Below are 24,206 nucleotides of genomic sequence, written 5' to 3'. Positions count from 1 at the left end.
GTCAGAAGACGTAATCGATGCGCGTCTGCATGCCGGCTTCCTGGTGATAGGTGTTGTGGCAGTGCATCACCCACGTTCCCGGGTTGTCGGCGACCAGGACGGCACGTAGCTTCTGATTGGGCAGCACGATGACGGTGTCCTTGCGGGCGCCGAGCGTGCCGTCCGGCTTGATGACCTGAAAAGTGTGGCCGTGCAGGTGCATCGGGTGCCACATCATGGTGGTGTTGTCGAAGTTGAGGGTGGTGTGCTGGCCCTCCCGCACCTGCAGCGGTTTCGTCCTGCTGTACGGCTCGCCGTTGATCGTCCAGTCGTATTTCGCCATCGTGCCGCCGAGCACGACGGGCAGCTCCAGGCGCGGATCGGGACGACCCAGATTGGCGGCCGTCACCGCGGTGAACATCTCGACGGTGCCCACCCGGCGGGTGAGCTCGCCGGGCCGGAACTGCGGGTCGGGCGGGCTGCCCTTGCCGGTCACAAGCAGGGCGCGGGCCACCGCGTTCTTGCCTTCGGCGGACGCGACCAATGGAAACACCCCATCGGCGGCGGTCACCACCACGTCGTAGCGCTCAGCCATGCCCACCAGCAACGCATCCACCTGTGTCGGGATGACCGGGAAGCCGTCGGTGTGGGTGACCGTCATCGAATGCCCGGCCAACGCGACGCGGAAAGCGGTGTCCGATGCGGTGTTGATGATGCGAATCCTGATCCGCTGGCGGGGCTGGGCGTTGAAGGTGGTGGCGGCCTCGGGAATCCGCCCGTTGATCAGGTAGTAGGGGTAGGCGATGTCGCCGGCGTCACCTCCGAGCAGGTCGCTCGTCCCGACCTCGCCCATGCCGGGCATCCCCGGCATGCCATTGGTCGGGCTGGGGCTGGATGGCGCAGAACTGGACGTGCTCGTCGGGGTTCTGCCGGTTGTCGAGGGTGACATCGAGGGTGACATCGAGGGTGACGTTGTGGTGGTCGTTGTGGTGCTGGGGGTGGTGCTCGGGGAGGTGGACGCGGGTGTGGTCGGCGCGGGAGTCTCCGACGAAGGCGGCTTGTTGATCAGGGCGTCGTAGAGCTGCTGCGGGGACTTACCGACGCCGTCGGTCCAATCATCAAAGACGACAATCCATTCCGTGTCGTAGCGGCCCAACTCGGTCGGGTCGTCGATGATGAACGGCAGGTACAGCCCTTTGTCGCCATCCAGCCCGGTATGCGGGTGCGCCCAGTAGGTGCCGGAGTTCGGTACCGAGAACCGATACGTGAAATCCTGTCCCGCAGGGATATTCGGGGTCGCGGGCTCGGCGCCGTCCATATCGTTGCGCAGCGCGATGCCGTGCCAGTGGACCGATGTGGGGTGGTCGAGCTTATTGGAGACCGAGACGACGACCTCGTCACCCACCGTCACTCGCAGCAGTGGTCCCGGAATGGTGTCGCCGTAGGCCAGGGTGTCGACGATCCGGCCACCGATATCGATCTTGGCCGGTTGCGGAGTCAAGCTGGCGGTGACCGTGCGGCCGCTGTGCGGGCGGGCGGCTTCGGCCGCGTTGATCGCGGCAGTCATCGGCGAACTGGCCGTCTTCGGCCGCCCGCACCCGGTGAGTACGAGTCCACCCGCGATTCCGGCAGCGAGGAAGCCCCGCCTGTTCAGCCGCGTCGTGTCAAAGGGGTTACCGCTTGTCTGCTGTGCCGGCATTGACCGCTCCTCCTTGCGTCGTGCTGATCGTCGAGAAGGCGCCTTCTACCCTGCTCAGGTCGGCGGTATTACGCAACCCGTTCGCCGGCCGATCTCCTGGAATAGTACCCTGTGGGGGTATATCCAGCTCCGCTCACCGCACCGCCTCGTAGATCAGCCGGGTGTACTTCTGGGTCCGGTCCGATCCGGCCGAGGTCACCTGCCCCATCTTGTTCATCACGTAGGAGAACGTCATCCGGCGGTCGGTGTCCATCACCACCATCGAACCACCCCAACCACCCCAATAGCAGATCCTGCCGTCCGGGATATCTGGCACCGCTTCGTATTTGGGCAGGCCGAAACCGATTCCCCAGCGTGCCGGCATGCCGAGTACCAAGTCGATGCCGTTGGCCTGTTCGGCGAAGATGAGATCGATGGTGTCCGGGTTGAGGAGCCGCACACCATCGGTCATGCCGCCCAACGAGATTGCCGACAGTGCGCGCACCAGTGAGCGGGCGTTGCCGTGGCCGTTGGCCGCGCCGATATCCGCGCGGCGCCAGGCGGTCGTCTGCGCCGTCAACGCGGCTTCCGCATTCGGCGCGAGCATCCCGAACGTCTTACGCATCGGATGATCCTCGGGCATCGCGTCCAGCGGTACGTCCAGCGGCGGCGGGGGGATCAGTTCGGCGATGCGGCTGTCGTCTTCCGCAACCGCCCCGATCTGAATGTCGGCATCCAGTGGACGTGCGATATGCTCGCGCACAAAATCTTTGAGCGGCATGCCGGTGATGCGCCGGATGATTTCGCCGATCAGATGCCCACTGTTCACCGCGTGATACCCCGAAGCGCTGCCGGGCTCCCACCACGGCGCCTGCGCCGCGAGTTGCGCGGTGGACTTGTCCCAGTCGTAGACATCGTCGATGGTGAACGGCAACTCCCAGCCCGACACCCCCGAGGTGTGGCTCAACACATGACGCACCTCGATGCCGTGTTTGCCGTTCGCGGCGAACTCGGGCCAGTACCGGGCGACGGGAGCGTAGGGGTCCAGGTCGCCGCGGTCGATGAGTACCAGTGCCGCCAGAGCGGTGACGTTCTTGGTGCTGGAAAAGACGTTGACGATGGTGTCCCGGTCCCACTGTCGGGTTTTGGCCCGGTCGGCATAACCGCCCCAGATGTCCACGACCATCTCGCCGCCGATGTCGATCGCGATCGCCGCACCGAGTTCACCGCCGGTGGTGATCTCGTCGGCGAATGCGGCTGCGAGTGCACCGAAACGTTCGTCGTAGTGCCCCGCGATGACGGCGTCGACCGCGCTGTTGCAGACCTGTCGGGTCATGTGTGCTCTCCTTGTTCGTCGGTGACTCGACTATGCGGCGGGTACCGGCACGGCAGCATTGGCCGGATCGCGTAACTTGCGCGCGGTCGCGGCGGAGCAGATTTCTACGCATATCCGCTGATGTTCGACGATGCGGCGCGTCGCATGCTGGCTAGCATGGGTGAATCTGAGGCCCGCGCGGACGCGCCGGTGAACTGGAATGAGCTGGGCGTGAGCGAACTGCCTACCGGAACGGTGACGTTGCTCTTGGCCGACGTCGAGGGTTCCACCGCCCTGTGGCAGCACCAGCCCACCGAGATGGGCGAGGCGGTGGCGCGCCTGGACGCGACGTTGTCGCGGCTCGTCGACGGCCACCACGGAGTGCGTCCCGTCGAACAGGGCGAGGGCGACAGTTTCGTCATCGCGTTCGCCCGGGCCAGCGACGCGGCCGCATGTGCGCTGGCGTTGCAGCGGGCGCCGTTGGCGCCGCTGCGGTTGCGGATCGGCCTGCACACCGGTGAGATTCAGCTCCGCGACGCGGCCAACTACATGGGGCCCACGATCAACCGGGCGGCGCGGGTACGGGATCTGGCGCACGGCGGCCAGACGGTGCTGACCGCGGCCACCGAGCAGCTGGTGGTCGACAATCTGCCGCAGGGCTCCTGGCTGACCGATCTCGGCACCCATCAACTGCGTGACATCGCTCGCGCCGAACGCATTCTGCAGCTGTGCCATCCCGATTCGCGCGTGGAATTCCCGCCACTTCGCTCCCCGAACAGTGTTGTGACCCAGACGGTTCCGGTGCCACTCACCAGCTTCGTGGGCCGCAGGTCCCAGATCGCCGAACTCAGCAGAATCCTCGGGGATCACCGCCTGGTCACCCTCACAGGCGCAGGCGGCGTCGGTAAGACCCGGCTGGCCATTCAGCTGGCCAACCACTACGGCGACGGAAACGGGGCATCGGTCTATTACGTCGATCTCGCCCCGATCGCTGACCCTGACCTGGTGGAAGTTGCCGTCGCGCAAGCACTGGGTCTGCACAGTCAATTGGGCCGCTCGATCGTCGATGCCGTCGCCGCGCGCATCGCAGACCGTGAGGTGCTGGTCGTGCTCGACAATTGCGAGCACCTCCTGGAAGCGGCCGCAGCACTTGCCGCCGCGCTGTTGCGGCGCTGTTCCGGCGTGCGACTGGTGGCGACCAGCCGCGAACCGCTGCGCACCGCCGCGGAGGTGAACTGGCAGGTGCCGTCCCTGGCCCTGGCCGACGAAGCGATCGAATTGTTCACCGATCGGGCCCGTTACGTCCGGGCGGACTTCGCCCTGGCCGACGGCAATGTCGAAGCGGTGACCGAGATCTGCCGCCGGCTCGACGGGATGCCGCTGGCCATCGAGCTGGCCGCCGCGCGGATGCGGGCCCTGTCGGCGGCCGACATCCGCGACAGCCTGCACGACCGATTTCAGTTACTCACCGGCGGTGCACATACCGCCGTCCGGCGCCAGCAGACCCTGCTCGCCTCCGTGGACTGGTCACATTCCATGCTCACCGAGACCGAAAGCGTGCTGTTCCGCCGGCTCGGAGTCTTCGCCGGAGGCTTCGACCTCGACGCCGCCGTCGCGGTGTGCGGCGGCGAGGGCGTACAGCGCTATCAGGTGCTCGACCAGTTGACTCTGCTGGTCGACAAATCGCTGGTGCAGGCCGACAACGTCGCCGAGCGGGCGCGCTACCGGATGCTGGAAACCATCCGCGCGTACGCCGGGGTGAAGCTGAGCGAATCCGGCGAGGCCGACGCCGTGCGCCGTCGCCACCGGGATCACTACACAGCGCTGGCCGCCGAGCTGGAGCGCCCGGCGCGCAACGACTTTCGGCGCAACGTCGCCCGTGTCGAGGCCGACATCGACAACATGCGCGCCGCTTTCACCTACTGCTGCGACAGCGACGACCATGCGGCGGCCTTGACCCTGGCGTCGTCGTTGCTGCCGGTCTGGCACGGCCGGGGACGGCTGCGCGAAGGCCTGGCCTGGTTCGGTTCGGTCCTGGCTGACAACGGCTTCGATCCGGATGACGTGGACCCGGCGGTCTACGCCCGGGCGGTGGCCGACAACGCGGTGCTGGACTCCTTCACCGCGGCCGTCGACAGCGGGGGCATGGTGCAGCGCGCCATCGCCACCGCGCGTGAGCTCGGCGACCCCGCGCTGCTCGCCAGAACTCTGGCCGCGGGCGGCTGCATCGCCGGCCTCGACTTCGACACGGCCGCCGGATATTTCGCCGAGGCGATCGAGTTGACGCGGCAGACGGGCGATGACTGGCGACTCAGCCAGATCCTGGGGCGCCAGGCGTATCTCGCTGCCATGGCCGGCGACCCGGTGGCCGCCGGTGCCATCGGCGGTGAGGGGGCCGACCTGGCCGACGCTCTTGACGACTGGTCGAATGCGCACACCTGCCGCTGGGCCATGGGCATGGCCCAGATGTTTCGCGCCGATCTGGACGGTGCCATCGACACCTTCCGCCAAGTCTGCACGGACTGCGAATCCGACAACGATGTCGTGGGCATGATGCTGTGTCTGGTCAGCCAGGGCTGCACCCTGGTCTATCGGGGTGATGTCGACGCGGCCAGAAGTGTTGGCAGAAAAGCGGTCACGACGGCAGCCGAGCTCGACGACATGCTGGAACGCACCGCCGAGACCGTGCTGGCCGTGGCAGCCGTGGGCGAGGGGGACGTGGCGGCGGCGCGCCGGCTCGGCGCCAAGGTGTGGGAGCTGCCCGCGGTTCAGCGGGGCACGGTGGCCGTCACCGCAGTGGCGTTGTGCGCCCATCTCGACGGCGACCTGGCCAGAGCGCAGGAACTGGCCGACGAGGCCGTGGCGACCATGGCGGGCTGGCACCGGCTGTTCGCTCTCAGCATCCGGGCGAACATTGCCGCGGACCGCGGCGACCACGAGCAGGCGCGCCGCGACGCCCGCCAGGCCCTGTCCATCGCGGCCGACAAACAGTGCCGTCTCGCGGTGCCCGCGACCTTGGAGTTGCTCGCCCGACTGGCGGTCGACGCCGGTGGCCACGTTGAGGCGGCGCGGCTCCTGGGAGCGGCGGCCGCCATGCGTGACCGCACCGGCGAGTTCCGGTTCCCGGTCTACCAGGCCGCCTATCCGACCCTGCTCACAACGTGTCGTAATGAACTGGGAGACAACAACTTCGAGGCGGCGTGGGCCGACGGTGCGGCCCTGCCGGCCGACGAGGTCATCGGCTACGTGTTGCGTGGGCGTGGTGAGCGCAAGCGGCCCGCAACCGGTTGGGCGTCATTGACTCCCACGGAACTCGACGTGGCCCGACTCGTCAGCGAGGGACTGACGAACAAGGACATCGCCGAACGACTGTTCGTCTCGCCCCGCACGGTGCAAGCGCACCTGACGCACATGTACACCAAGCTCGGGTTCACCTCACGCGTCCAGCTGGCGCAGCAGGCGGTGCGTCAAGCCTGAGATTTCACGTCGGAGTTTCGTGTGAGTTTCGTCGGCATCCGTCCGGTCGAGCTAACATTGACTTAACCTGAGGTTAACGAGAGATGAACACGAACCGCGGCTGCGGGTAACCGGCTGATCGCATGATGAGGCCTGCGGGTGCCAGTAAGCCGCTCGGAGGTGACGGAATGGATTTCGCGGAGGTCCCGCCGGAAGTCAATTCCGCGCGAATGTACGACGGTCCACGATCCCGGTCCATGCTGGAAGCGGCCGACGCCTGGGAGCGGTTGGCCGACGAGCTTTACGGCACGGTCGCCTCCTACCGCGCCACCATCGCGGCCCTGAACGCCGACGGCTGGCAGGGCTCCGCGTCCGAGGCGATGACCGCCGCCGCCGCGCCGTATCTGCGTTGGCTGAACCGGACCGCGGCTAAGGCTGACCAGATCGCCGGACAGGCCAGAGCGGCGGCGGGCGCCTTCGAAGACGCGTTCGTGGCCACCGTGCCGCCCCAGGCGATCGCGTCCAACCGCGCCCGGCTGTCCGCCCTGGCTGCCACCAACCCGACCGGTCACGACACGCCGGAGATCGCGGCGCTGGAAGCCGAGTACGGCGAGATGTGGGCGCAGGATGCGGCCGCGATGTACCGCTACGCGGCGGCCTCGTCGACCGCCACCGCCCTGCCGTCCCTGGAGCCCCCGATGCTCGGGTACAACATGCCGGCACTGATGGGGGCTGACGATGACGGCGGCGTGCCGGAGATGTTGGCCCCCGCGATGCCCGCAATACCCCAGGCGCTGCGCAGCCTGGCCCGGCCGGTGCGCTCGGCAGCGGCGAACTCGGTGATCGCACGGTTGCTGCGGCACTGCAAGTTCCCCTCGCCGGTGCGCGGATTCGCGTCGGCGATCAGCTCGCCGGCGAGCATGACCTCAACCGGGACGGCGGCCGCAGTCGCGGAGCCGTCGCGGATGAACGCGGCGATCGGCCGCGGCGTGGTGGTCGGCAGATTGGTGGTGCCGCCCAGTTGGGGCGGCGTCGCGATCGGCGCAGTGCGGGCCATCGCTTGAACCGGATCCGCCTGAGCGCCGCTCACACGGCGGCGCCACCGCCGTCCACGTGCAGTGTCGAGCCGGTGATGAAGCTGGCCCGCGGCGAGCTCAGGAACAGCACCGCCTCGGCGATCTCGGCCGCATAGGCGGTGCGGCCCAGCGGCAGCGACTTGCCCAGTTCGTCGTTCACGTCACCCCATTCGGCGGCAACGCCGGCCGTGCGGGTGGGGCCGGGTGCCACGCTGTTCACCCGCACCCCACTCGCCCCGAACTCCGCGGCCCAGGTCCGCGTCAGGGATTCCAGCGCGGCCTTCGAGGCGCTGTAACCGGACGCTCCCGGAATGCCCTTGGAGGCGGCCATGGTGGTGATGTTGACGATGCTGCCCCGGCCGCGCTGCAACATGCCCGGCACCAGGCCCGCGACCAGGAAATAGGCGCCGCGGACGTTGGTGTCGAACATCGTCTCGAAGGTGTCCGGGTCCTGATCGACCGTCAGCGCCGACGGGAAACTGGCTGCGTTGTTGACCACGATGTCGACCTCGCCGCATTGCTGTACCAGCTCACTCACCGACCCCGCGTCGGCCATGTCGACCTGGACGAACCGCGCGTTGCCGCCGATGGCCTCCACCGCCCGCTCACCCCGGGCGCGGTCGCGGCCCGAGATGACGACGGTGGCGCCTTCGCTGGCGAGCAGCCGCGCCGACTCCAGCCCGATGCCGGCGGTGCCGCCGGTGATCACCGCCCGGTGGTCGATCAGCTCCATCGGAGTGACCCTCAGCGCGCCGGGCTGGTCAGGTGAGCCGGCGCCCAATCGCTGAAGCGGGTCTCGTAGATAGTCACCTCTTCGCCCTCGACCGGAACGATGCTGCGGTCGTCAAGCTGGGCACCGAAGTACTCGGCAGACGGATCGGTGACCACCTCGCGCGAGTCGCCGTGGGCGGCCAGCGCGACCCGGGCCAGGTCGTCCATGCCGAATTTGTCCGGCCCGGCGGCATTGGTGATGCCGTTGAGCGGCTCGCCGGTCGCGGCGCGAGTAACGGCCGTGGCGACGTCCCTGGCGGCGATCGGCTGGATGGCCGCCTCGTGCGACAGCCGCACCGTGTTGCCGTCGGTCGCCGAATCGGCTATGCCCAAGGCGAATTCGAAGAACTGGGTGGCCCGCACGATCGAATACGGCGCGCCGGATTCGGTGATCAGCTTCTCCTGGGCCGCCTTGGCCCGCAGGTAACCACTTGCCGGTACCCGGTCGGTGCCGACGATCGAGAGCGCGACGTGGTGCCCGACACCGGCAGCTTTTTCCGCATCCAGCAGATTCCGGGTCGAGGTGGTGAAGAAGTTCATCACGTCGTCGTCGGCCCACGAGGGCGCGTTGGATACGTCCACCACGACGTCGACGCCGGTCATCGCGTCGGCCACGCCCTCGCCGGTCACGCTGTTGACCCCCGAGCTCGGGGAAGCCGGCACCGCTTCGTGTCCCAACTCCGTGAGGTTGGTGACCACCTGTGACCCGATCAGCCCGGTACCGCCGATAACCAAAATCTTCATTGCCCCGCCTTCCACGTCCCCGAAATTGACCCCTTCAGCATGATCCGACCAGGGGTCCGGTCGAGCCCTTGAAAGTCCGTAGTCAGTCCCCGGTCAGTCCACAGCGGTGTTGCGCAGTTGCCGGCGCGACCTGATGCCGAGCTTGGCGAACACCTTCCGTAGGTGCCATTCCACGGTGTGGGTACTGATGAACAACTGCGCGGCGATCTCGGGGTTGGTCAGGCCGTCACCGGCTAGCTTGGCGATCTGCGCCTCCTGAGCGGTCAGCTCACCGGCCGGCGCACTCGAGCGCTTGCTCACCTTCTGCCCGGTGACCAGCAGCTCGCGGCGAGCCCGCTCGGCGAAGGCCTGGGCGCCCATCCGGGTGAACATCTCATGAGCGGTGTGCAGCTGGGCGCGGGCGTCGACGCGGCGGTTGCAGCGGCGCAACCATTCGCCGTAGACGAGATGCGCACGGGCCAGCTGAACGGCGATCCGGGTGTTCTTCAGGCGCTCGATGGCGTCCCGGTAAAGAGCCTCGGCTTTCCTGTCGTCGGCCAGCAGAGCCTGCGACCGAGCCAAAACCCCTGTCGCCCAATCGGTTCCGCTGCTTCGGGCGCGTTCCTCCAACTGGCCGAGCGCGTCCCGGGCTACCCCGAGATCGCCGCTTCGTACCGCGGCTTCGATGAGTTCGATCAGGGACCAACCGAACAGGCCCAGGTCCTCGTCCTCGCACGACTGGCACGCGGCGCGCAACGCCTCCTCGTAGCGGCCCAGGCCGTTGTACAGCACGGCGAGAGAGAAGTTCGTCAGTCCCACCACCCGCCCTTCGCCGCGGGAGACGCCCTCACGACGCGCCTCCTCTATCAAGGCCAGGGCCTCCGACTCGGTGCCCCGCAGGGCCGCCAGCAATACCGAGTGGTACTTCACCGGCGCATAGCCGGTGGCGGTCGTGATGGCGTCGGCTTCTTCGATCAGCGCGGTGGCCGCCGCGAATTCGCCCGCCTGGACGTGGACACCGGCGCGGTAGACCAGGGCCAGTGGCAGGACGGCCAGCGCGCCGGCGTCGCGAGCGAGTCGCACCGCGTGGGTGGCGAGCTGATGCCAGACGTCGTCGTCCCAGAGCTCGTGAGCCGCCGACTCCTGCACGATCGGAAAGGCCTGCCAGAACCACCGCATGACGCCCTCTTCGCTGCCCTCGGCGGCGTCGCGGATCCGGGCGAGCGCGTCGCGCAGCGTGGCCAGACTCGCGGAGTGACCGTCGGTGGCCCGGATGGAGATGCCGTCCAACAGCAGGTCGACCGCCCGTACGGGATCCGGTCCCGGTGGCGCGGCGCGCGCTGCGGCCGCCGTCATCCGGATACCGCCGTGCGGGCAGAGCCGGCCGCCGAACAGGGCCGCACCCACCGCCTCCAGGTAGGTCTCCCGCGCCTGCCCGATGTCGAGACCGGCGAGTTGGCGCGCGGCTTCCAGCAGGCCGACGGCGGAATCGGACACCGTCGGGGCGTCGGCTTCGCCGCTACGGCTACGGGCGAACGCGATCTGCGCCCGCAACCGGGTCAGGCAGGCGCGTTGCAAATCGTCCAGCGATGCGCCCGACTCCGCGATGGTCAGCAGCTGGTCGGCGGCGTCGAACGCCGCAGTGTCGCGCTTGGCCTGGGCCGCGGCCAGCGCCCGGGCGGCGCGGCGACCCGGGTCGGAGGTCAGTTGGGTCGCCCGCTCCAAAAACGCCGCCGCGGCCGCGACGCCGCCTCTGGCCTGCGCGCGCTCGGCGGACCATTCCAACTCGGCGGCGACGGTCTCGTCGGGACCCGTCGCCGCGATCGCCAGGTGCCAGGCGCGACGGTCCGGATCGGCCGTACCGTCCGTGGCCTCGGCCAACGCCCGATGCGCACGCCGGCGTTCCGTCGGGTCCGCCGCACGGTACGCCGCGGAACGCACCAGGGGGTGCCGGAACCGCACCGTCGTTCCGACGTCGAGGAGCCCGGCCGCCTCGGCGCCCGCGGCCGCGTCGTCCGGCAGGCCCAGCAACTCGGCGGCCCGCATCAGCAACGCCGCGTCACCGACCGGTTCGGCCGCGGCGGTCAGCAGCAACTGCTGGGTGTCATCCGACAACCGTTCGATACGCCGCAGGAAGGTGTGCTCGATCTGTCCGGCCAGCGGTCGGGCATCCGGCGGCCCGAATCCGCCGGCCAGCTCCTCGGTGGTCAGGCCCTTGGGCAGTTCGAGCAGGGCCAGCGGATTGCCGCGGGTTTCCGCGACGACGCGATCGCGCACCTGATTGTCCAGCCGGCCCAGGACGGCCGAGTCCAGCAACGCGCGCGCGTCGCCGGGGTTGAGTCCCTGCAGCGTCAGTTCGGGCAGGCCGGTCAACTCGTCGTCGGCGAGCCCGTCGCGGATCGCGAAGACCAGACAGACCGATTCCGCGACCAGACGGCGGGCGACGAACGCCAGGGTCTGGGCCGACACCCGGTCGATCCACTGCGCGTCGTCGACCAGGAACAACAGCGGCTTGCCTCTGGTGGCGCTGCCGATCAGGTTCAGCACCGCGAGGCCGACCAGGAAGCGGTCCGGGGCGGGGCCCGCGCTGCGGCCCAGGGCGATCTCGAGCGCGTCGCGTTGCGGCGCCGGAAGCTCGTCGAGGCAGTCCAGTAGCGGCATGCAGAGCTGATGCAGCGCGGCGAAGGCCAGCTCCATCTCCGATTCCACGCCGGACACCCGGGCCGTCCGGAACCCCTGCGCGCACTCCGCAACGAAGTCGAGTAACGCCGTCTTGCCGATGCCGGCCTCGCCGCGCAGGACCAAAACTTGGCTCTCGCCCGAGCGGGCCCGGGACGTCAACCGTTCCAGGGCCGTGCATTCCGCGCGCCGCCCCCGTAAACGCAGTGCCTGAACAGTGTTGATCACTTGGAGTTTGACCTTACCGACCGCGCGCACCAATGGTTTAAATCAACTGCTTGACTTAATGAGGTGGTCCCGATTAACTCGACGGGTGGTCAACGAATTGCCGGGGCGGGTCGCGATCGTCACCGGCGCGGCCTCCGGCCTCGGTCGTGGGATAGCCCAGCGGTTCGCCGCCGAAGGGGCGCGTGTTGTCATCGCGGACGTCGATGTTGACGGCGGTGAGGCACTGGCCGCGGCCCTGGGAGATGACGCGATCTTCGTGCGTACGGACGTCTCCGATCCCGACCAGGTCGGGGCGCTGGTGGCGGCGACGGTGGCGAAGTTCGGGGGTCTGCACGTCATGGTGAACAACGCCGGCGTGTCCGGGAGGCTGCGCCGCCTGCTCGACGACGACCTGTCCGACTTCCACCGGGTGATGGGAGTCAACGTCCTCGGAGTGATGGCCGGTACCCGAGATGCCGCCCGGCACATGGCCGGCCATGGCGGCGGATCCATCGTCAACCTGACCTCGATCGGTGGCATCCAGGCCGGCGGCGGTGTGATGGTGTACCGGGCATCCAAGGCCGCGGTCATCCAATTCACCAAGTCCGCCGCAATCGAGTTGGCGCAGCACGAGATTCGTGTCAACGCGATCGCGCCGGGCAACATCCCGACGCCGATCCTGGCCTCCTCGGCCGGGGACCTCGATCCCGCGGAGCTCGAGCGGTTCGAGGCGCGGATCCGGCAGGGAATGCGTGACGACCGGCCGCTGAAACGCGAGGGCACACCCGACGATGTCGCCGAGGCGGCTCTGTATTTCGCCACCGACCGATCGCGTTACGTCACCGGCACGGTGCTTCCGGTCGATGGGGGAACCGTCGCCGGCAAGGTGAGCAGGCCACGCCGGCCGTCCTGACGTTCGCGCCGAACGTGAACTCACGGTGGCTTTTTCGCGATTTCATCGCCCTCAGTTCACGCTCGGCGGAGGGTGGGCACCCGGCCATGGCACGGTAGAGTCTGACGCCGGGGAGGAATGGATCGTTGTCGCTGCTGTCGAATCAAGTCGTCGCTGACGCGTTGGCGCGCGTGTTCGCCGCCGCCGTGCGCCCGGCTCCGAAGGCTGCCGTGCGGTTCCCGGAGATCGCCGGCCGCACTTCGCGGGTCAGCATCCCCACCCGGTACGGCGACGCGAGCGCGGACGTTTACCACCCTGCTGAGGGCACGACGCGGCCCCCGGTCTACGTCAACGTGCACGGCGGCGGATTCGTCGTCGGCCACCCCGAACAGGACGACCCGTGGTGCCGGTATCTGGCCGCCAACACCGGCGTGGTGGTGGTCAACGTCGGTTACGTCCTGGCGCCCGGTCACCGCTTTCCCGCTGCGCCGCAACAGATTTACGACGTGGTGTGCTGGGCCGCAGACCCCGCACGGGAGTGGGACGGGACCCGGTTGTGTGTGGGCGGCCAGAGCGCCGGCGGCAACCTCAGCGCAGCGGCCGCCCGGCTCGCGCTGGAGAACGACGGCCCCCGCATCGCCCTGCAGGTGCTGCACTACGCACCGCTTGACCTGGTGACACCGACCGGAGCCAAGCCCTCGACGATCGGCCGCCGGGCGATCATGAAGCCATGGATGGGCGAGGTCTTCGACACCGCCTACATACCCGATCCCGCGCGGCGGCGCGACCGCCTGGCGTCGCCGGCCTGGGACGGCAACGCCGACGGTATTGCGGGCATTGCGCCCGCCCTGGTGGTCACGGCCGAACATGACCGGCTTCGCGGCGAAGCCCGCAGGTATGCCGACAAGCTGCAGGCCGCCGGGGCGCTGGCCGAGTATTACGAGGTGCCCGGCGTCGATCACGGCTACAACATCATGAGCGGCGCGGCCGACGTCACCCGCGCCAGCTATGCCCGGATTGCCGAGCACGTCGCCCGGGCCACCACCTGATCGGTGCAGCGTATTGACTCGGTGCATCGTATTGATCGGTGCATCGTATTGATCGGTGCATCGACGTGCGGTGTACTCGATGATCGGGAGGTCTGCCATGGACGGTTTCGCGGGCAAGGTCGCAGTCGTCACGGGAGCCGGTTCGGGCATCGGCAGGGCGCTGGCGTTGGAACTGGCCCGCTCCGGAGCGCGGCTGGCGATCAGCGATCTCGACGTCGACGGCCTCGGGCAGACCGAGGAGCTCATCCGGCGGATGGGTGCCCCGGTGCGGGCGGACCGGCTCGACGTCACCGAGCGCGAGGCCTTCCTCGCCTACGCCGACACGGTCAACGCCCACTTCGGAATCGTGCATCAGATCTACAACATCGCGGGCATCGCGTTCCTCGGCGACGTCGAGGTCAGCCGGTTCAAGGACATCGAAAAGGTGATGGACGTCGACTACTGGGGCGTGGTCAACGGAACGAAAGCCTTCCTGCCGCACCTGATCGCGTCCGGCGACGGCCACGTCGTCAACATGTCCAGCATGTTCGGTCTGTTCGGCGTCCCGGGTCAGGCCGCCTACAACTCCGCCAAGTTCGCGGTGCGCGGTTTCTCCGAGGCGCTGCGCCAGGAGATGGCGATCGCCGGCCATCCGGTCGCCGTCACGGTCGTGCACCCTGGCTACGTCAAGACGGCGATCGCGGCCAACGCCGGACATGCCGAAGGCCTCGATAAGGAAACCGCCGTGCGGGTCTTCAACAAGGTCGCCATCACCAGCGCCGAAAGAGCCGCGCGGATCATTCTGCGGGCGGTCCGCAAGAAGAAGGGGCGGGTGGTGGTGGGTCCGGACGCCAAAGCCTATGACTTGCTGGTGCGTCTGGCGCCGGCGGGCTATCAGCGCATCCTGGGGCCCATGACGGCGCGCTTCCAATCCGGACGCTAGTGAGATCCATCGGCCGCCTGGTACTCGGCGGCTTCCTGATTTTTGCCGGGGTCGCCCACCTGAGTTTCGCGCGCACCTCGTTCTATGCCCAGGTGCCGCGGTGGTTGCCGCTGAGCGCCGACTTGGTCGTGATCGCTTCCGGGGTGGTGGAGATCGTTCTCGGGACGGCCCTGCTGGTGCTGACGCGGTGGCAGGTCACCGTGGGGTGGGTGGCAGCGGTGTTCTTCGTCCTGGTGTTTCCCGGCAACATCGCCCAATTCGCCTCGCACGCAAACGCGTTCGGTCTCAACTCCGATCTTGCCCGAGGCATCCGGCTGTTGTTCCAGCCGCTGCTGGTGATCTGGGCGCTCTGGTGCACGGGCGCGTGGGCCGCGTACCGGAGGCGTCAGGGGCGACGCGGAACGGTTTAAATCAATCGCTTGACTTAATAGTGTTGGGCGCGGTTGACTGGGTGGTATGACCACAGTCGGGCGGGCTGTTCGCGGCGAGCGGGCCAGCTCCACGCAAGAGGCCATCTTGGTCGCAGCCGAGCGATTGTTCGCCGAACACGGGGTGTTCGCGGTGTCCAACCGGCAGGTCAGCGAGGCCGCCGGACAGGGCAATAACGCCGCGGTCGGCTATCACTTCGGCACCAAAGCCGACCTGGTCCGGGCCATCGAGGAGAAACATCGCGGCCCCGTCGAGGAGTTGCGCGAACAGATGGTGGCCGCCCTGCCCGAGTCCGCCGGGATGCGGGACTGGGTCGCGTGCCTGGTCTGTCCGCTCACCGAGCACCTGGAGAATCTCGGCAACCCCACCTGGTATGCCCGGTTCGCCGCGCAGGCCATGACCGACCCGGCGTATCACAACATCGTGGTCAAGGACGCGCTCAGCTCGTCGTCACTGGTCCAGGTCATCGACGGCATCAACAGCTGCCTTCCGGAACTGCCGGTGGCCGTCCGATACGAGCGAAACATCATGGCGCGCAACCTGTTGATGCATACCTGCGCAGATCTGGAACGTGCTCTGGCCGAAGGCACCTCGATGCCGCGGGCGTCCTGGCGGGCCGCCGCGACCGGTCTCATCGACGCCATCGTTGGACTGTGGCTGGCGCCCGTCACCGTGGCGGATGGCGAGCCGGCTCGATGAAAGTCTCTGTTGATCAAGACGTTTGCGCATCATCGGGCAACTGTGTGATGAACGCGCCGGAAGTCTTCGACCAGCGCGATGAGGACGGCGTCGTCGTGTTACTCAACCCGAATCCACCTGCCGAGCAGGCCGAGGCCACCCGCAAAGCCGCCGCGTTCTGCCCGGCGCTGGCCATCCACATTGAGGAGTGAGTCGTGTCCGAGACCTCCCCGGCGTCCATGGCGAGTAGCACCACGGAAACGGCCGCCGACGTTCCCGAGTATCCGATGCCGCGCGCGGCCGGTTGCCCGTTCGCCCCACCACCCGGGGTGATGACACTGGCCGAAGCCAGGCCACTGTCGCGAGTGCGGATCTGGGACGGCAGCACCCCGTGGCTCATCACGGGTTACGAGCAGTGCCGCGAACTGTTTTCGGACTCGCGGGTCAGCGTCGACGACCGGCTGCCCGGCTTCCCGCACTGGAATGCCGGGATGGTGGCCACGGTGCACAAGCGCCCGCGGTCGGTGTTCACCTCCGACGGCGAGGAGCACACGCGATTTCGGCGAATGCTGTCCAAGCCCTTCACGTTTCGGCGGGTCGAGGGGCTGCGGCCGGCGATCCAGCAGATCACCGACGAGCACATCGACGCCATGCTGGCCGGACCCAAGCCGGCCGACATCGTCACCGCTCTGGCGCTCCCAGTGCCGTCGCTGGTTATCAGTGAGCTGCTCGGCGTCCCCTACGAGGACGCCGAAATGTTCCAGCACCACGCCAATGTCGGGCTGGCCCGCTATGCGACGGGCGACGACACCCTTAAAGGCGCGATGAGCCTGAACAAATACCTGGCCGATCTGGTGCAGACCAAAATGGAGACCCCGGCCGAGGATGCGGTTTCCGATCTGGCCGAGCGGGTCAAAGCCGGTGAGCTCAGCGTGAAGGAGGCAGCCCAGTTGGCGACCGGGCTGCTGATCGCCGGCCACGAGACCACTGCCAACATGCTCGGCCTCGGAGTGCTTGCGCTGCTGGAAAACCCGGATCAGTTGCCGGCCATCCGCGACGCCGACGATCCGAAGATCGTCGCCAATGCCGTCGAGGAACTGCTGCGCTACCTCAGCATCATCCAGAACGGGCAGCGCCGGGTCGCCGTCGAGGATATCGCCGTCGCCGGCGAAGTGATCCGCGCCGGCGAGGGCATCATCATCGACCTGGCCCCGGCGAACTGGGACGCCCACGCCTTCACCGAACCCGAACGCCTGTACCTGCACCGCTCCGGAGCCGACCGCAATGTGGCCTTCGGCTACGGCCGGCACCAGTGCGTCGGCCAGCAGTTGGCCCGGGCCGAAATGCAGATCGTCTTCCGCACCCTGTTCCGGCGCATCCCCACCCTGCAACTGGCGGCAACGCTGGAAGACATTCCGTTCAAACACGACCGCCTCGCCTTCGGCGTCTACGAACTACCGGTTACCTGGTAACGAAAGGTCAACGATGACAAGCACTCTGTACCCGCCAAAAGGCTTCGGCGCACCCAAGGACCGCAAGGGGCACGCGCTCGGCAGCAACGTGGGCCTGCCGGGCGGGACCGAGGTGTTCTCGGCCGACAACCACATTTCACTGGCGGCCGACATCTTCTACGAACGCTTCCCCGAAGACCTGAAGGACAAGGCGCCCCGCATCTGGTACGAGGAGGGCGCGTATCAGGTTGGCCGCAAGGGACAGTCGTTCCTGCCGGGTGACTTCAGCGCCGTCCTGATGCAGTACGACGATCTGCCCGGCGCGGCCAGCACCAACATCGAGGCCAGGATCCAGGAGCTGCGGGAAGACGGCGTCGACAAAGAACTCGCCTTCCCCAATGCGGTACTGGCGTTGTTCCACTACCCGGACAAGAAACTTCGCGAACTCACCTTCCGCATCTACAACGAGTACATCGCCGAGCTGCAGGAGCGCTCCAACGGCCACTTCTACGGCGCGGGCCTGATCAACTGGTGGGACCCCGAGGGCACCCGCAGAACGCTCGCCGAGTTGAAGTCACTGGGACTCAAGACATTCCTGATGCCGCTGAACCCCGGCAAGGACGACGACGGCAACCCCATCGACTACTCCTGCACCTCCATGAGCGCCGTCTGGGACGAGATCGAGGCCGCCGGCCTTCCGGTGACGCACCACATCGGGGAGACCCCGCCGAAGAGCCCGTGCGAGTTCAACAGCGTCGTCGTCGGAATGATGATCAACATCGACGGCTTCCGGGAAACGTTCTCCAAGTACATCTTCGGCGGCATCCTCGACCAGCACCCAGCGCTGCGGATCGGCTGGTTCGAGGGCGGGATCGCGTGGGTGCCGTGGGCCCTGCAGGACGCCGAACACCTGGTGGCGTCCTACCAGCACATGTTCAACCGACCGCTCGAACACGATGTCCGCTACTACTGGGACACCCACATGAGCGCCTCGTTCATGGTCGACCCGCTGGGCCTGGAGCTGATCGACCGGATCGGGGTCGACAAGGTGATGTGGTCGTCGGACTACCCGCACAACGAAAGCACCTACGGATACTCCGAGAAGTCGCTGGCGGCCGTCGTCGAAGCCGTCGGCCCAGACAACGCCGCCCGGATCGTCAGCGGCAACATCACCGAATTTCTGGGGCTGTGACTACTTTGGGGACTACTTTCGCGCAACAGGACAGCGGACTGGCCATACCGGAGACTCCCGATCTATCCCGGATGCGCCGCGAGACCGGGGCGCGGTTGCGTGCGGCGATGACCGAGCGGGGTGTCGACGCCCTGGTGCTGCTCGGCAACAATGCGGTGGTCTACGCCACCGGAACCAGTTGGCCGCTCGGTGACGCCGGCCTGTCCTATGTCGAGCGGCCGGTGGCGGTGGTGCTCGCCGACGACGAGTGGCCGCACTTGTTCCTGCCGTTCCGCGAGGGTGCTGCGCAGGAGTCCGAGCTGCCGGCCGACCACCTGCACCGCCCGGTCTACCTCGAATTCGACGAGGGGGTTGCCGATTTCGCGCGGGTGCTGGCCGAGCTGGTACCGGGTGGTGCCACGGTCGCGGCCGACGAACTGACCGGAGCCATGTCACGTGCCCGGAACACGTTGTTTCCCAGCGGCTTTCCCGTCGACGCGGCCGCGGTGATCAGCGCCGCCAAGGTGATCAAGACGCCGGATGAGCTGGCCTGCATCCGCACCGCCGTCCGCATCACCGACGAGGCGATGGTCGAGGTGCACAAGGCGCTGGCACCCGGAATCCGCCAGATCGATCTGTCGGCCCGATTTGTGCGCCGGGCCTTCGAGTTGGGCGCGATGACCAGCATGCTGGAACCGATCTGGCAGGTGATGCCGCACAGCAGGGCCGAGGGCGTCTGGACGACTCACGGCGACCTGGCGCTGCCGCTATTGAGCACCGAACGCGAACTTGCCAAGGGCGACGTGCTCTGGACCGACGTCAGCATCACCTACGCCGGCTACTGCTCCGATTTCGGCCGCACCTGGATCGTCGGGCAGGACCCGTCGCCGCGCCAGCAGGCGCAGTTCCACAGGTGGCGCGCGATCATGGACGCGGTACTGGGCGTGGCCCGCGCCGGCGCCACCGCCGCCGATCTGGGCCGGGCGGCGATCGCGGCCAACGATGGCACCCGACCCTGGCTGCCGCATTTCTACCTGGGCCACGGCATCGGGGTGAATGCGGCCGAAATGCCGATGATCGGAACGGATCTCGGCGAGGAGTTCGACGAGAACTTCGTGCTGCAGCCGGGCATGGTGCTGGTGCTGGAACCGGTGGTGTGGGAAGACGGAACCGGCGGCTATCGCAGTGAAGAGGTCCTGGTGATCACCGAGGAAGGCTCGATTCGATTGACCGACTACCCCTATGACCCTTATGTCGACTGAAGTCCTGCCCGACGCACGGGCGCTGCGTCTCGGCCGCCGGGAGCGCGCGCTGGCCCAGATGGCCGCCCACGATCTGGACGTGCTCGTGCTGGGCCGGCAGGCCAACGTCCGCTATGTGACTGGCGCACCGCAACTCTGGGTCGCCGGGACACGGCCGTTCGGACCCACCTGCGTGCTGGTGCGCGAGACGGGCGCCGTTCATCTGCTCAGTACCTGGGACGAGGGCATCCCCGAGGACATCCCGCGGGAGAACCTGTACGGCATCTCCTGGAATCCGGCGAACACCATCGCCGCGCTGAGCCGCATCGCCGGCGCGTCCACCGCCCGTCGAGTCGGAACCGATGCGCTGTCACCGGTTTTCGCGCAGCTGTTGCCGACCGCCTTCCCCAGCGCCGAACTGGTCGACGGTGAACTGGCCATGCGCGCGGCGCGGCGAATCAAGACAGACGAGGAGATCGTCGCCTTACGGGAATCCATCGCCGTCGCCGAATCCGGCCTGGCCGCGGCCGTCGCGGGATTGCGGCGCGGTGTACGGGAGCAGGAATTGGCCGGGGTGCTGCTGGAGGCGGTGGCCGCCGGCGGGGTGAGCACCCCGTCGAATCAAGATGTGGCCTGGGTGACGTCGCGTGAGCATCCCTGGCGGCGCGCCGCCGGCGACGGTCGGGTGCAGTCCGGCGACCTGGTGGCGCTGTCCGCCGGCGTTCTGGCCGGCGGCTACATCGGCGAGGTGGGACGCACCTGGCCGGTGGGCGATGTCACCGGCGCCGCGGAACTGTTCAGCCGTTGGGACCGGTTGTGGGACATGCTGATTGCCGTGTGCCGGCCGGGAGCGGGAGCGGATGAGCTGCTGGCCGCGTATGCCACAGCGGGGGAGCCCGCACCGCCGATGCCCGTGGCGCGGGGCCTGGGCATGGGCTTTGACCCGCCGGTCATCTCCGCACGCATGCCCCGCACCGCGGCGCAGGAGCGGCTGGAACCCGGCATAGTGCTTGCGGTCACCGGCTACGTCTGGGAGCAGGGAGTCGGCGCGGTGTTCGGGCGCGAGGCGGTGCTCATCACGGCCGACGGCCCGCAGGTGCTGACCGCCAGCCCGTTCTGGCGGGGCTAGGTCATGGCCGCTGACTCCAAGGCCAAGAAGATCATTCGCTACGACAAGGACGCCAAGACCCGCATCGCGACCATCACCTTCGACCGGCCCGAGTACCTGAACGCGCCGACGATCGCGGCGCGGCACCGCTACGCCGACCTGCTGCACCGGGCCGGCGTCGACGATGACGTCAAGGTCGTCGTGATCCGCGGCGCCGGTGACGATCTGGGATCCGGCGCGGACCTAAAAGAGTTCATGCGGGCCAAAGACTCCGACGATCCCGGACCCCTGCTGACCGAATTCCGGTTGGGCGCCGGTGACGTCACCTATCCGCCCCGCGGTTCGTTCCGGCACGGCGCCTCGGTGGGGCAGTGGTACGCCAACCCGAACTCCGGAATCCGCGGACTGCAGGACTTCAAGAAGATCTCCATTCTCGAAGTCAAGGGCTACTGCTACGGCTGGCACTTCTACCAGGCAGCCGACGCAGACCTGGTAATTGCCTCTGACGACGCACTTTTCGGGCATCCGTCGTTCCGGTACTACGGCTGGGGACCCCGGATGTGGTGGTGGGCCCAGACTATGGGCATCCGCAAATTTCAGGAGATGGTGTTCACCGGGCGGGCGTTCACCGCCGCCGAGATGTATGACTGTAACTTCCTCAACAGCGTGGTGCCACGCGCCGGGCTGGAGGCCGAGGTCGAGAAGTACGCGCTGGCCTGCGCGCGTAACCGGCCTACCGACACGGTTTTCATGCAGAAGACGTTCTTCGAGATCATGAAGCAGTTTCAGGGCGAGTACATGGGCAGTCTGCTGAGCGGCTTCTTCGAGTCCGCCGGGGGCAGCGTGCGCGCGGATGGCGACGACTTCCTCCTCGACGACGCGGTCGGCCGGGGTCTCGGTGGCGCCGTCAAGGCCAACGACGACAACTTCCCGCCGGACTGGCGGTTGAGCAAGGGGGCGCGCGGCAAGGGCCGAAAGGCCAAGCGGTAGTGACCCCGTCACCGCTGTCGGGTTACACCGTGATCGACCTGTCCTATGGGATCGCGGGCGCCTACTGCACCAAACTGCTCGCCGACGGCGGCGCCGACATCATCAAAGTCGAATCACCGGAGGGTGATTGGCTCAGATCATGGTCGGCATCGGGGTCTGACCTAACGGGTGACGGCGCGCTGTTCAGCTTCCTTGCCGGGTCCAAGCACAGTGTGGTCGCCGACCCGGACTCAGATGCCGAGTTCGTGGGGCGGCTGTTGGCCGGTGCGGACGCGGTGGTGTGGTCTGCGGGTTCTGCACTAGCCGAGTGCTTTTCGCCCGCAGCGATACGCGAGCGCCATCCGCACCTGGTCGTCGCGTCGATCACTCCGTTCGGCCTGGACGGGCCCTGGCGGGACCGCCCGGCCACCGAGTTCACACTGCAGGCCTGGTCCGGTGGGATTGTCGGACTGGGGCGCGGTGTGGCAGACCGGGCCCCGGTGTTCGTCGGCGGGCAGGTCGGCGAGTACCTCGCCGGCGCCTACGCCAGCGCGGCGATTCTGGCCGCGCTCCACGGCGGTCGCAGTCAGGGCCAACTCATCGACCTGTCAATGCTGGAGACCCAGATCCTGGGCCTGACGTACTACCCGGTGACGTATTTCGAAATGCTCGGCCGGCCGTGGCGCGATGCGCGCCGACTCACGGTCCCCGGCGTGGCCGCCGCGCAGGACGGGCTGGTGGACCTGGGCTGCGGCACCGCGCAACAGTGGTTCGACCTGTGCGCCATGGTCGGGCACCCGGAATGGATCGACGAGGATTCCCCGCTGTCGATCACCGAACTGGCCAACGTCTACGCCGACGAGATCTACGACTGGGTGCGCAATCACCCGTCCGATGAGATCCGCGAACTGGCGACCGCGTTCCGGATACCCAATGCCCCGGTGGCCAACGGCGCCAACATCGTTGGGCTGGATCACTTCGTCGATCGCGGTTCTTTTCAGCGCAATCCCCGGGATGGCTTTCAGCAGCCGGGCCACCCGTACCGGCTGCGGCCGGCGCAGTTGCGGCAACCGGGAGTGGCGCCCAGGCTTGGTGAACACACCGCGCACTACCGGGCGGCCACCCCGGTGCCGCGAGCCGTGTCGGCTGAGCCGCCAAAACGATTGCCGCTGTTCGGTCTTCGCGTGCTGGACATGACCGCGTTCTGGGCCGGGCCGTCCTGTACCCACCTGCTGGCGATGTTGGGCGCCGAGGTGATTCACATCGAATCCGCCCGCCGCCCGGACGGCACCCGGCTTATCGCCGGTATCCCGGTCACCGAGGAGCAGTGGTGGGAGAAGTCGCCGATCTTCGCGGCACTCAACACCAACAAGAAGGGCCTGACCCTGGACCTGCATCGCCCGCGGGGGCGGGAACTGCTGCTTGAGCTCATCGGCACCTGTGACGTGATCGCGGAGAACTTCACCCCCCGCGTGCTCGATCACATCGGCCTGGATTTCGCGGCCGTGCAGGCGGTCCGGCCCGACGCGATCCTGTTGCGAATGCCCGGATTCGGACTGGACGGGCCTTGGCGCGACAATCCGGCGTTCGCCTACGTCATCGAGTCGGCGTCGGGGCTGAGCTGGCTGACCGGCTATCCCGACCGCACCCCGTTCGAGCCGTACTCGGTGGGCGATCCCAACGCCGGCATCCACGCGCTCAACGCGCTGCTGCTGGCGCTGGAGCACCGCCGCCGCACCGGGCAGGGCGTCATGGTGGAGGCCGCGATGGTCGATGCGGCGCTCAACATCGCCGCCGAACAGGTCATCGAGTACTCCGCCTACGGCGCCTTGCTGGAGCGGGCCGGGAACCGGGGTCCGACGGCCGTGCCGCAGAACCTGTACCTGAGCGCCGACATCGACGAGTTCGGACGCCTCGACAGCTGGGTCGCGATCGCGGTGGCCACCGACGAGCAGTGGGCACAATTGTGCGGTGCGCTCGGATCCCCCACGTGGGCAACCGATCCGGCGCTGGCCACCGCGGCGGGCCGGCGCGCGCACCAGGATCGGATCGATGAATGGCTCGCACAATGGTGTGCGGGACGCACGCGGGACGAGATCGTGGACACCCTGTGGGATGCCGGTGTGCCCGTTGCCAAGGTCATGCAGCCGCACCGGCAGGCGGAGCTGGACCAGCTCGCCGCGCGCGGCTTCTTCGAAGTCGTCGACCATCCGGTTTGCGGCCCGGCTAGGCTCAGCAGCGTGCCCATGCGATTGTCCGGCGGCCCATGCCGATTCCACACCCAACCGGCACCGCTGCTGGGGCAACACAATCGGGAGTTGTTGGCGGAGCTGGGCCTGACCGATGCGGAGATCGCTCAGCTGGAAGCCGACGGTGTGATCGGCCAGGCCCCGGGGTGACTCTCGCGGGAGG

Annotated in this window: 19 protein-coding genes; 14 read left to right on the top strand and 5 right to left on the bottom strand. The window is 67.9% G+C overall.

Annotated elements, in window-relative coordinates; genetic code table 11:
• Position 1 precedes the first annotated feature (1 nt).
• Positions 2-1,678, bottom strand: coding sequence for a multicopper oxidase family protein (locus C0J29_RS26240; RefSeq protein ID WP_120794013.1), 1,677 nt, complete (start codon positions 1,676-1,678; stop codon positions 2-4).
• 133 nt (positions 1,679-1,811) lie between these two features.
• Entirely contained in the window at positions 1,812-2,993 is a 1,182-nt protein-coding gene (locus C0J29_RS26235) for a serine hydrolase domain-containing protein (RefSeq protein ID WP_120794012.1), read from the bottom strand.
• Between the two features lie 144 nt (positions 2,994-3,137).
• Between C0J29_RS26235 and C0J29_RS26230 the strand changes: the two genes are divergently transcribed.
• Both C0J29_RS26230 and C0J29_RS26225 read left to right on the top strand, forming a co-directional pair.
• A complete protein-coding gene (locus tag C0J29_RS26230; protein ID WP_120794979.1) occupies positions 3,138-6,449 on the top strand; it encodes a LuxR family transcriptional regulator in 3,312 nt (1,103 codons plus the stop codon).
• Between the two features lie 167 nt (positions 6,450-6,616).
• Positions 6,617-7,492: a PPE family protein gene (locus C0J29_RS26225; RefSeq protein ID WP_120794011.1), complete on the top strand. Its 876-nt coding sequence runs from the start codon at positions 6,617-6,619 to the stop codon at positions 7,490-7,492.
• 22 nt (positions 7,493-7,514) lie between these two features.
• On the opposite strand, the gene C0J29_RS26220 is transcribed toward C0J29_RS26225, so the two are convergent.
• The 3 genes from C0J29_RS26220 to C0J29_RS26210 all read right to left on the bottom strand — a co-directional run bounded on the left by C0J29_RS26220 (position 7,515) and on the right by C0J29_RS26210 (position 11,905).
• Positions 7,515-8,237 carry an SDR family NAD(P)-dependent oxidoreductase gene (locus tag C0J29_RS26220; protein WP_120794978.1) on the bottom strand — a complete coding sequence of 241 codons (723 nt, stop codon included), beginning with the start codon at positions 8,235-8,237 and terminating at the stop codon, positions 7,515-7,517.
• 11 nt (positions 8,238-8,248) lie between these two features.
• Positions 8,249-9,019: an SDR family oxidoreductase gene (locus C0J29_RS26215; RefSeq protein WP_120794010.1), complete on the bottom strand. Its 771-nt coding sequence runs from the start codon at positions 9,017-9,019 to the stop codon at positions 8,249-8,251.
• A 93-nt stretch (positions 9,020-9,112) separates the two neighbouring features.
• Entirely contained in the window at positions 9,113-11,905 is a 2,793-nt protein-coding gene (locus tag C0J29_RS26210) for a helix-turn-helix transcriptional regulator (RefSeq protein ID WP_242460551.1), read from the bottom strand.
• Between the two features lie 85 nt (positions 11,906-11,990).
• On the opposite strand from C0J29_RS26210, the gene C0J29_RS26205 reads away from it, so the two are divergent.
• From C0J29_RS26205 to C0J29_RS26150, 12 genes are all read left to right on the top strand, one after another.
• A complete protein-coding gene (locus C0J29_RS26205; RefSeq protein ID WP_065165821.1) occupies positions 11,991-12,797 on the top strand; it encodes an SDR family NAD(P)-dependent oxidoreductase in 807 nt (268 codons plus the stop codon).
• Positions 12,798-13,006: 209 nt separating this feature from the next.
• Entirely contained in the window at positions 13,007-13,825 is an 819-nt protein-coding gene (locus tag C0J29_RS26200) for an alpha/beta hydrolase (RefSeq protein WP_065165839.1), read from the top strand.
• 97 nt (positions 13,826-13,922) lie between these two features.
• A complete protein-coding gene (locus C0J29_RS26195) occupies positions 13,923-14,747 on the top strand; it encodes an SDR family NAD(P)-dependent oxidoreductase (protein ID WP_065165823.1) in 825 nt (274 codons plus the stop codon).
• The gene (locus tag C0J29_RS26190) at positions 14,747-15,157 is read left to right on the top strand and encodes a DoxX family protein (RefSeq protein ID WP_197748228.1); all 411 of its coding nucleotides are present in this window, start codon (positions 14,747-14,749) and stop codon (positions 15,155-15,157) included. Before C0J29_RS26195 ends, C0J29_RS26190 begins: the two co-directional genes overlap by 1 nt.
• Before the next feature lie 46 nt (positions 15,158-15,203).
• Positions 15,204-15,875, top strand: coding sequence for a TetR/AcrR family transcriptional regulator (locus tag C0J29_RS26185; protein ID WP_065165827.1), 672 nt, complete (start codon positions 15,204-15,206; stop codon positions 15,873-15,875).
• Positions 15,872-16,066 carry a ferredoxin gene (locus C0J29_RS26180; RefSeq protein ID WP_065045249.1) on the top strand — a complete coding sequence of 65 codons (195 nt, stop codon included), beginning with the start codon at positions 15,872-15,874 and terminating at the stop codon, positions 16,064-16,066. Before C0J29_RS26185 ends, C0J29_RS26180 begins: the two co-directional genes overlap by 4 nt.
• A 27-nt stretch (positions 16,067-16,093) precedes the next feature.
• Positions 16,094-17,326 carry a cytochrome P450 gene (locus C0J29_RS26175; RefSeq protein ID WP_065045248.1) on the top strand — a complete coding sequence of 411 codons (1,233 nt, stop codon included), beginning with the start codon at positions 16,094-16,096 and terminating at the stop codon, positions 17,324-17,326.
• A 13-nt stretch (positions 17,327-17,339) separates the two neighbouring features.
• Positions 17,340-18,497: an amidohydrolase family protein gene (locus tag C0J29_RS26170; protein WP_120794008.1), complete on the top strand. Its 1,158-nt coding sequence runs from the start codon at positions 17,340-17,342 to the stop codon at positions 18,495-18,497.
• A gap of 71 nt (positions 18,498-18,568) precedes the next feature.
• A complete protein-coding gene (locus tag C0J29_RS26165) occupies positions 18,569-19,738 on the top strand; it encodes a M24 family metallopeptidase (protein ID WP_120794007.1) in 1,170 nt (389 codons plus the stop codon).
• Positions 19,728-20,846 (top strand): M24 family metallopeptidase, encoded by a 1,119-nt coding sequence (locus C0J29_RS26160; protein WP_120794006.1) that lies wholly within the window; start codon positions 19,728-19,730, stop codon positions 20,844-20,846. The genes C0J29_RS26165 and C0J29_RS26160 overlap by 11 nt, the downstream gene beginning before the upstream one ends.
• 3 nt (positions 20,847-20,849) lie before the next feature.
• Complete coding sequence (locus tag C0J29_RS26155; RefSeq protein WP_120794005.1) at positions 20,850-21,815, top strand: enoyl-CoA hydratase/isomerase family protein; 966 nt, start codon at positions 20,850-20,852, stop codon at positions 21,813-21,815.
• Positions 21,815-24,193, top strand: coding sequence for a CaiB/BaiF CoA-transferase family protein (locus tag C0J29_RS26150; protein WP_120794004.1), 2,379 nt, complete (start codon positions 21,815-21,817; stop codon positions 24,191-24,193). The genes C0J29_RS26155 and C0J29_RS26150 overlap by 1 nt, the downstream gene beginning before the upstream one ends.
• Positions 24,194-24,206: the final 13 nt, after the last annotated feature.

The organism is Mycobacterium paragordonae, assembly GCF_003614435.1.
Classification (GTDB): Bacteria; Actinomycetota; Actinomycetes; order Mycobacteriales; family Mycobacteriaceae; genus Mycobacterium; species Mycobacterium paragordonae.
This window is presented reverse-complemented; position numbering and strand designations above follow the sequence as displayed.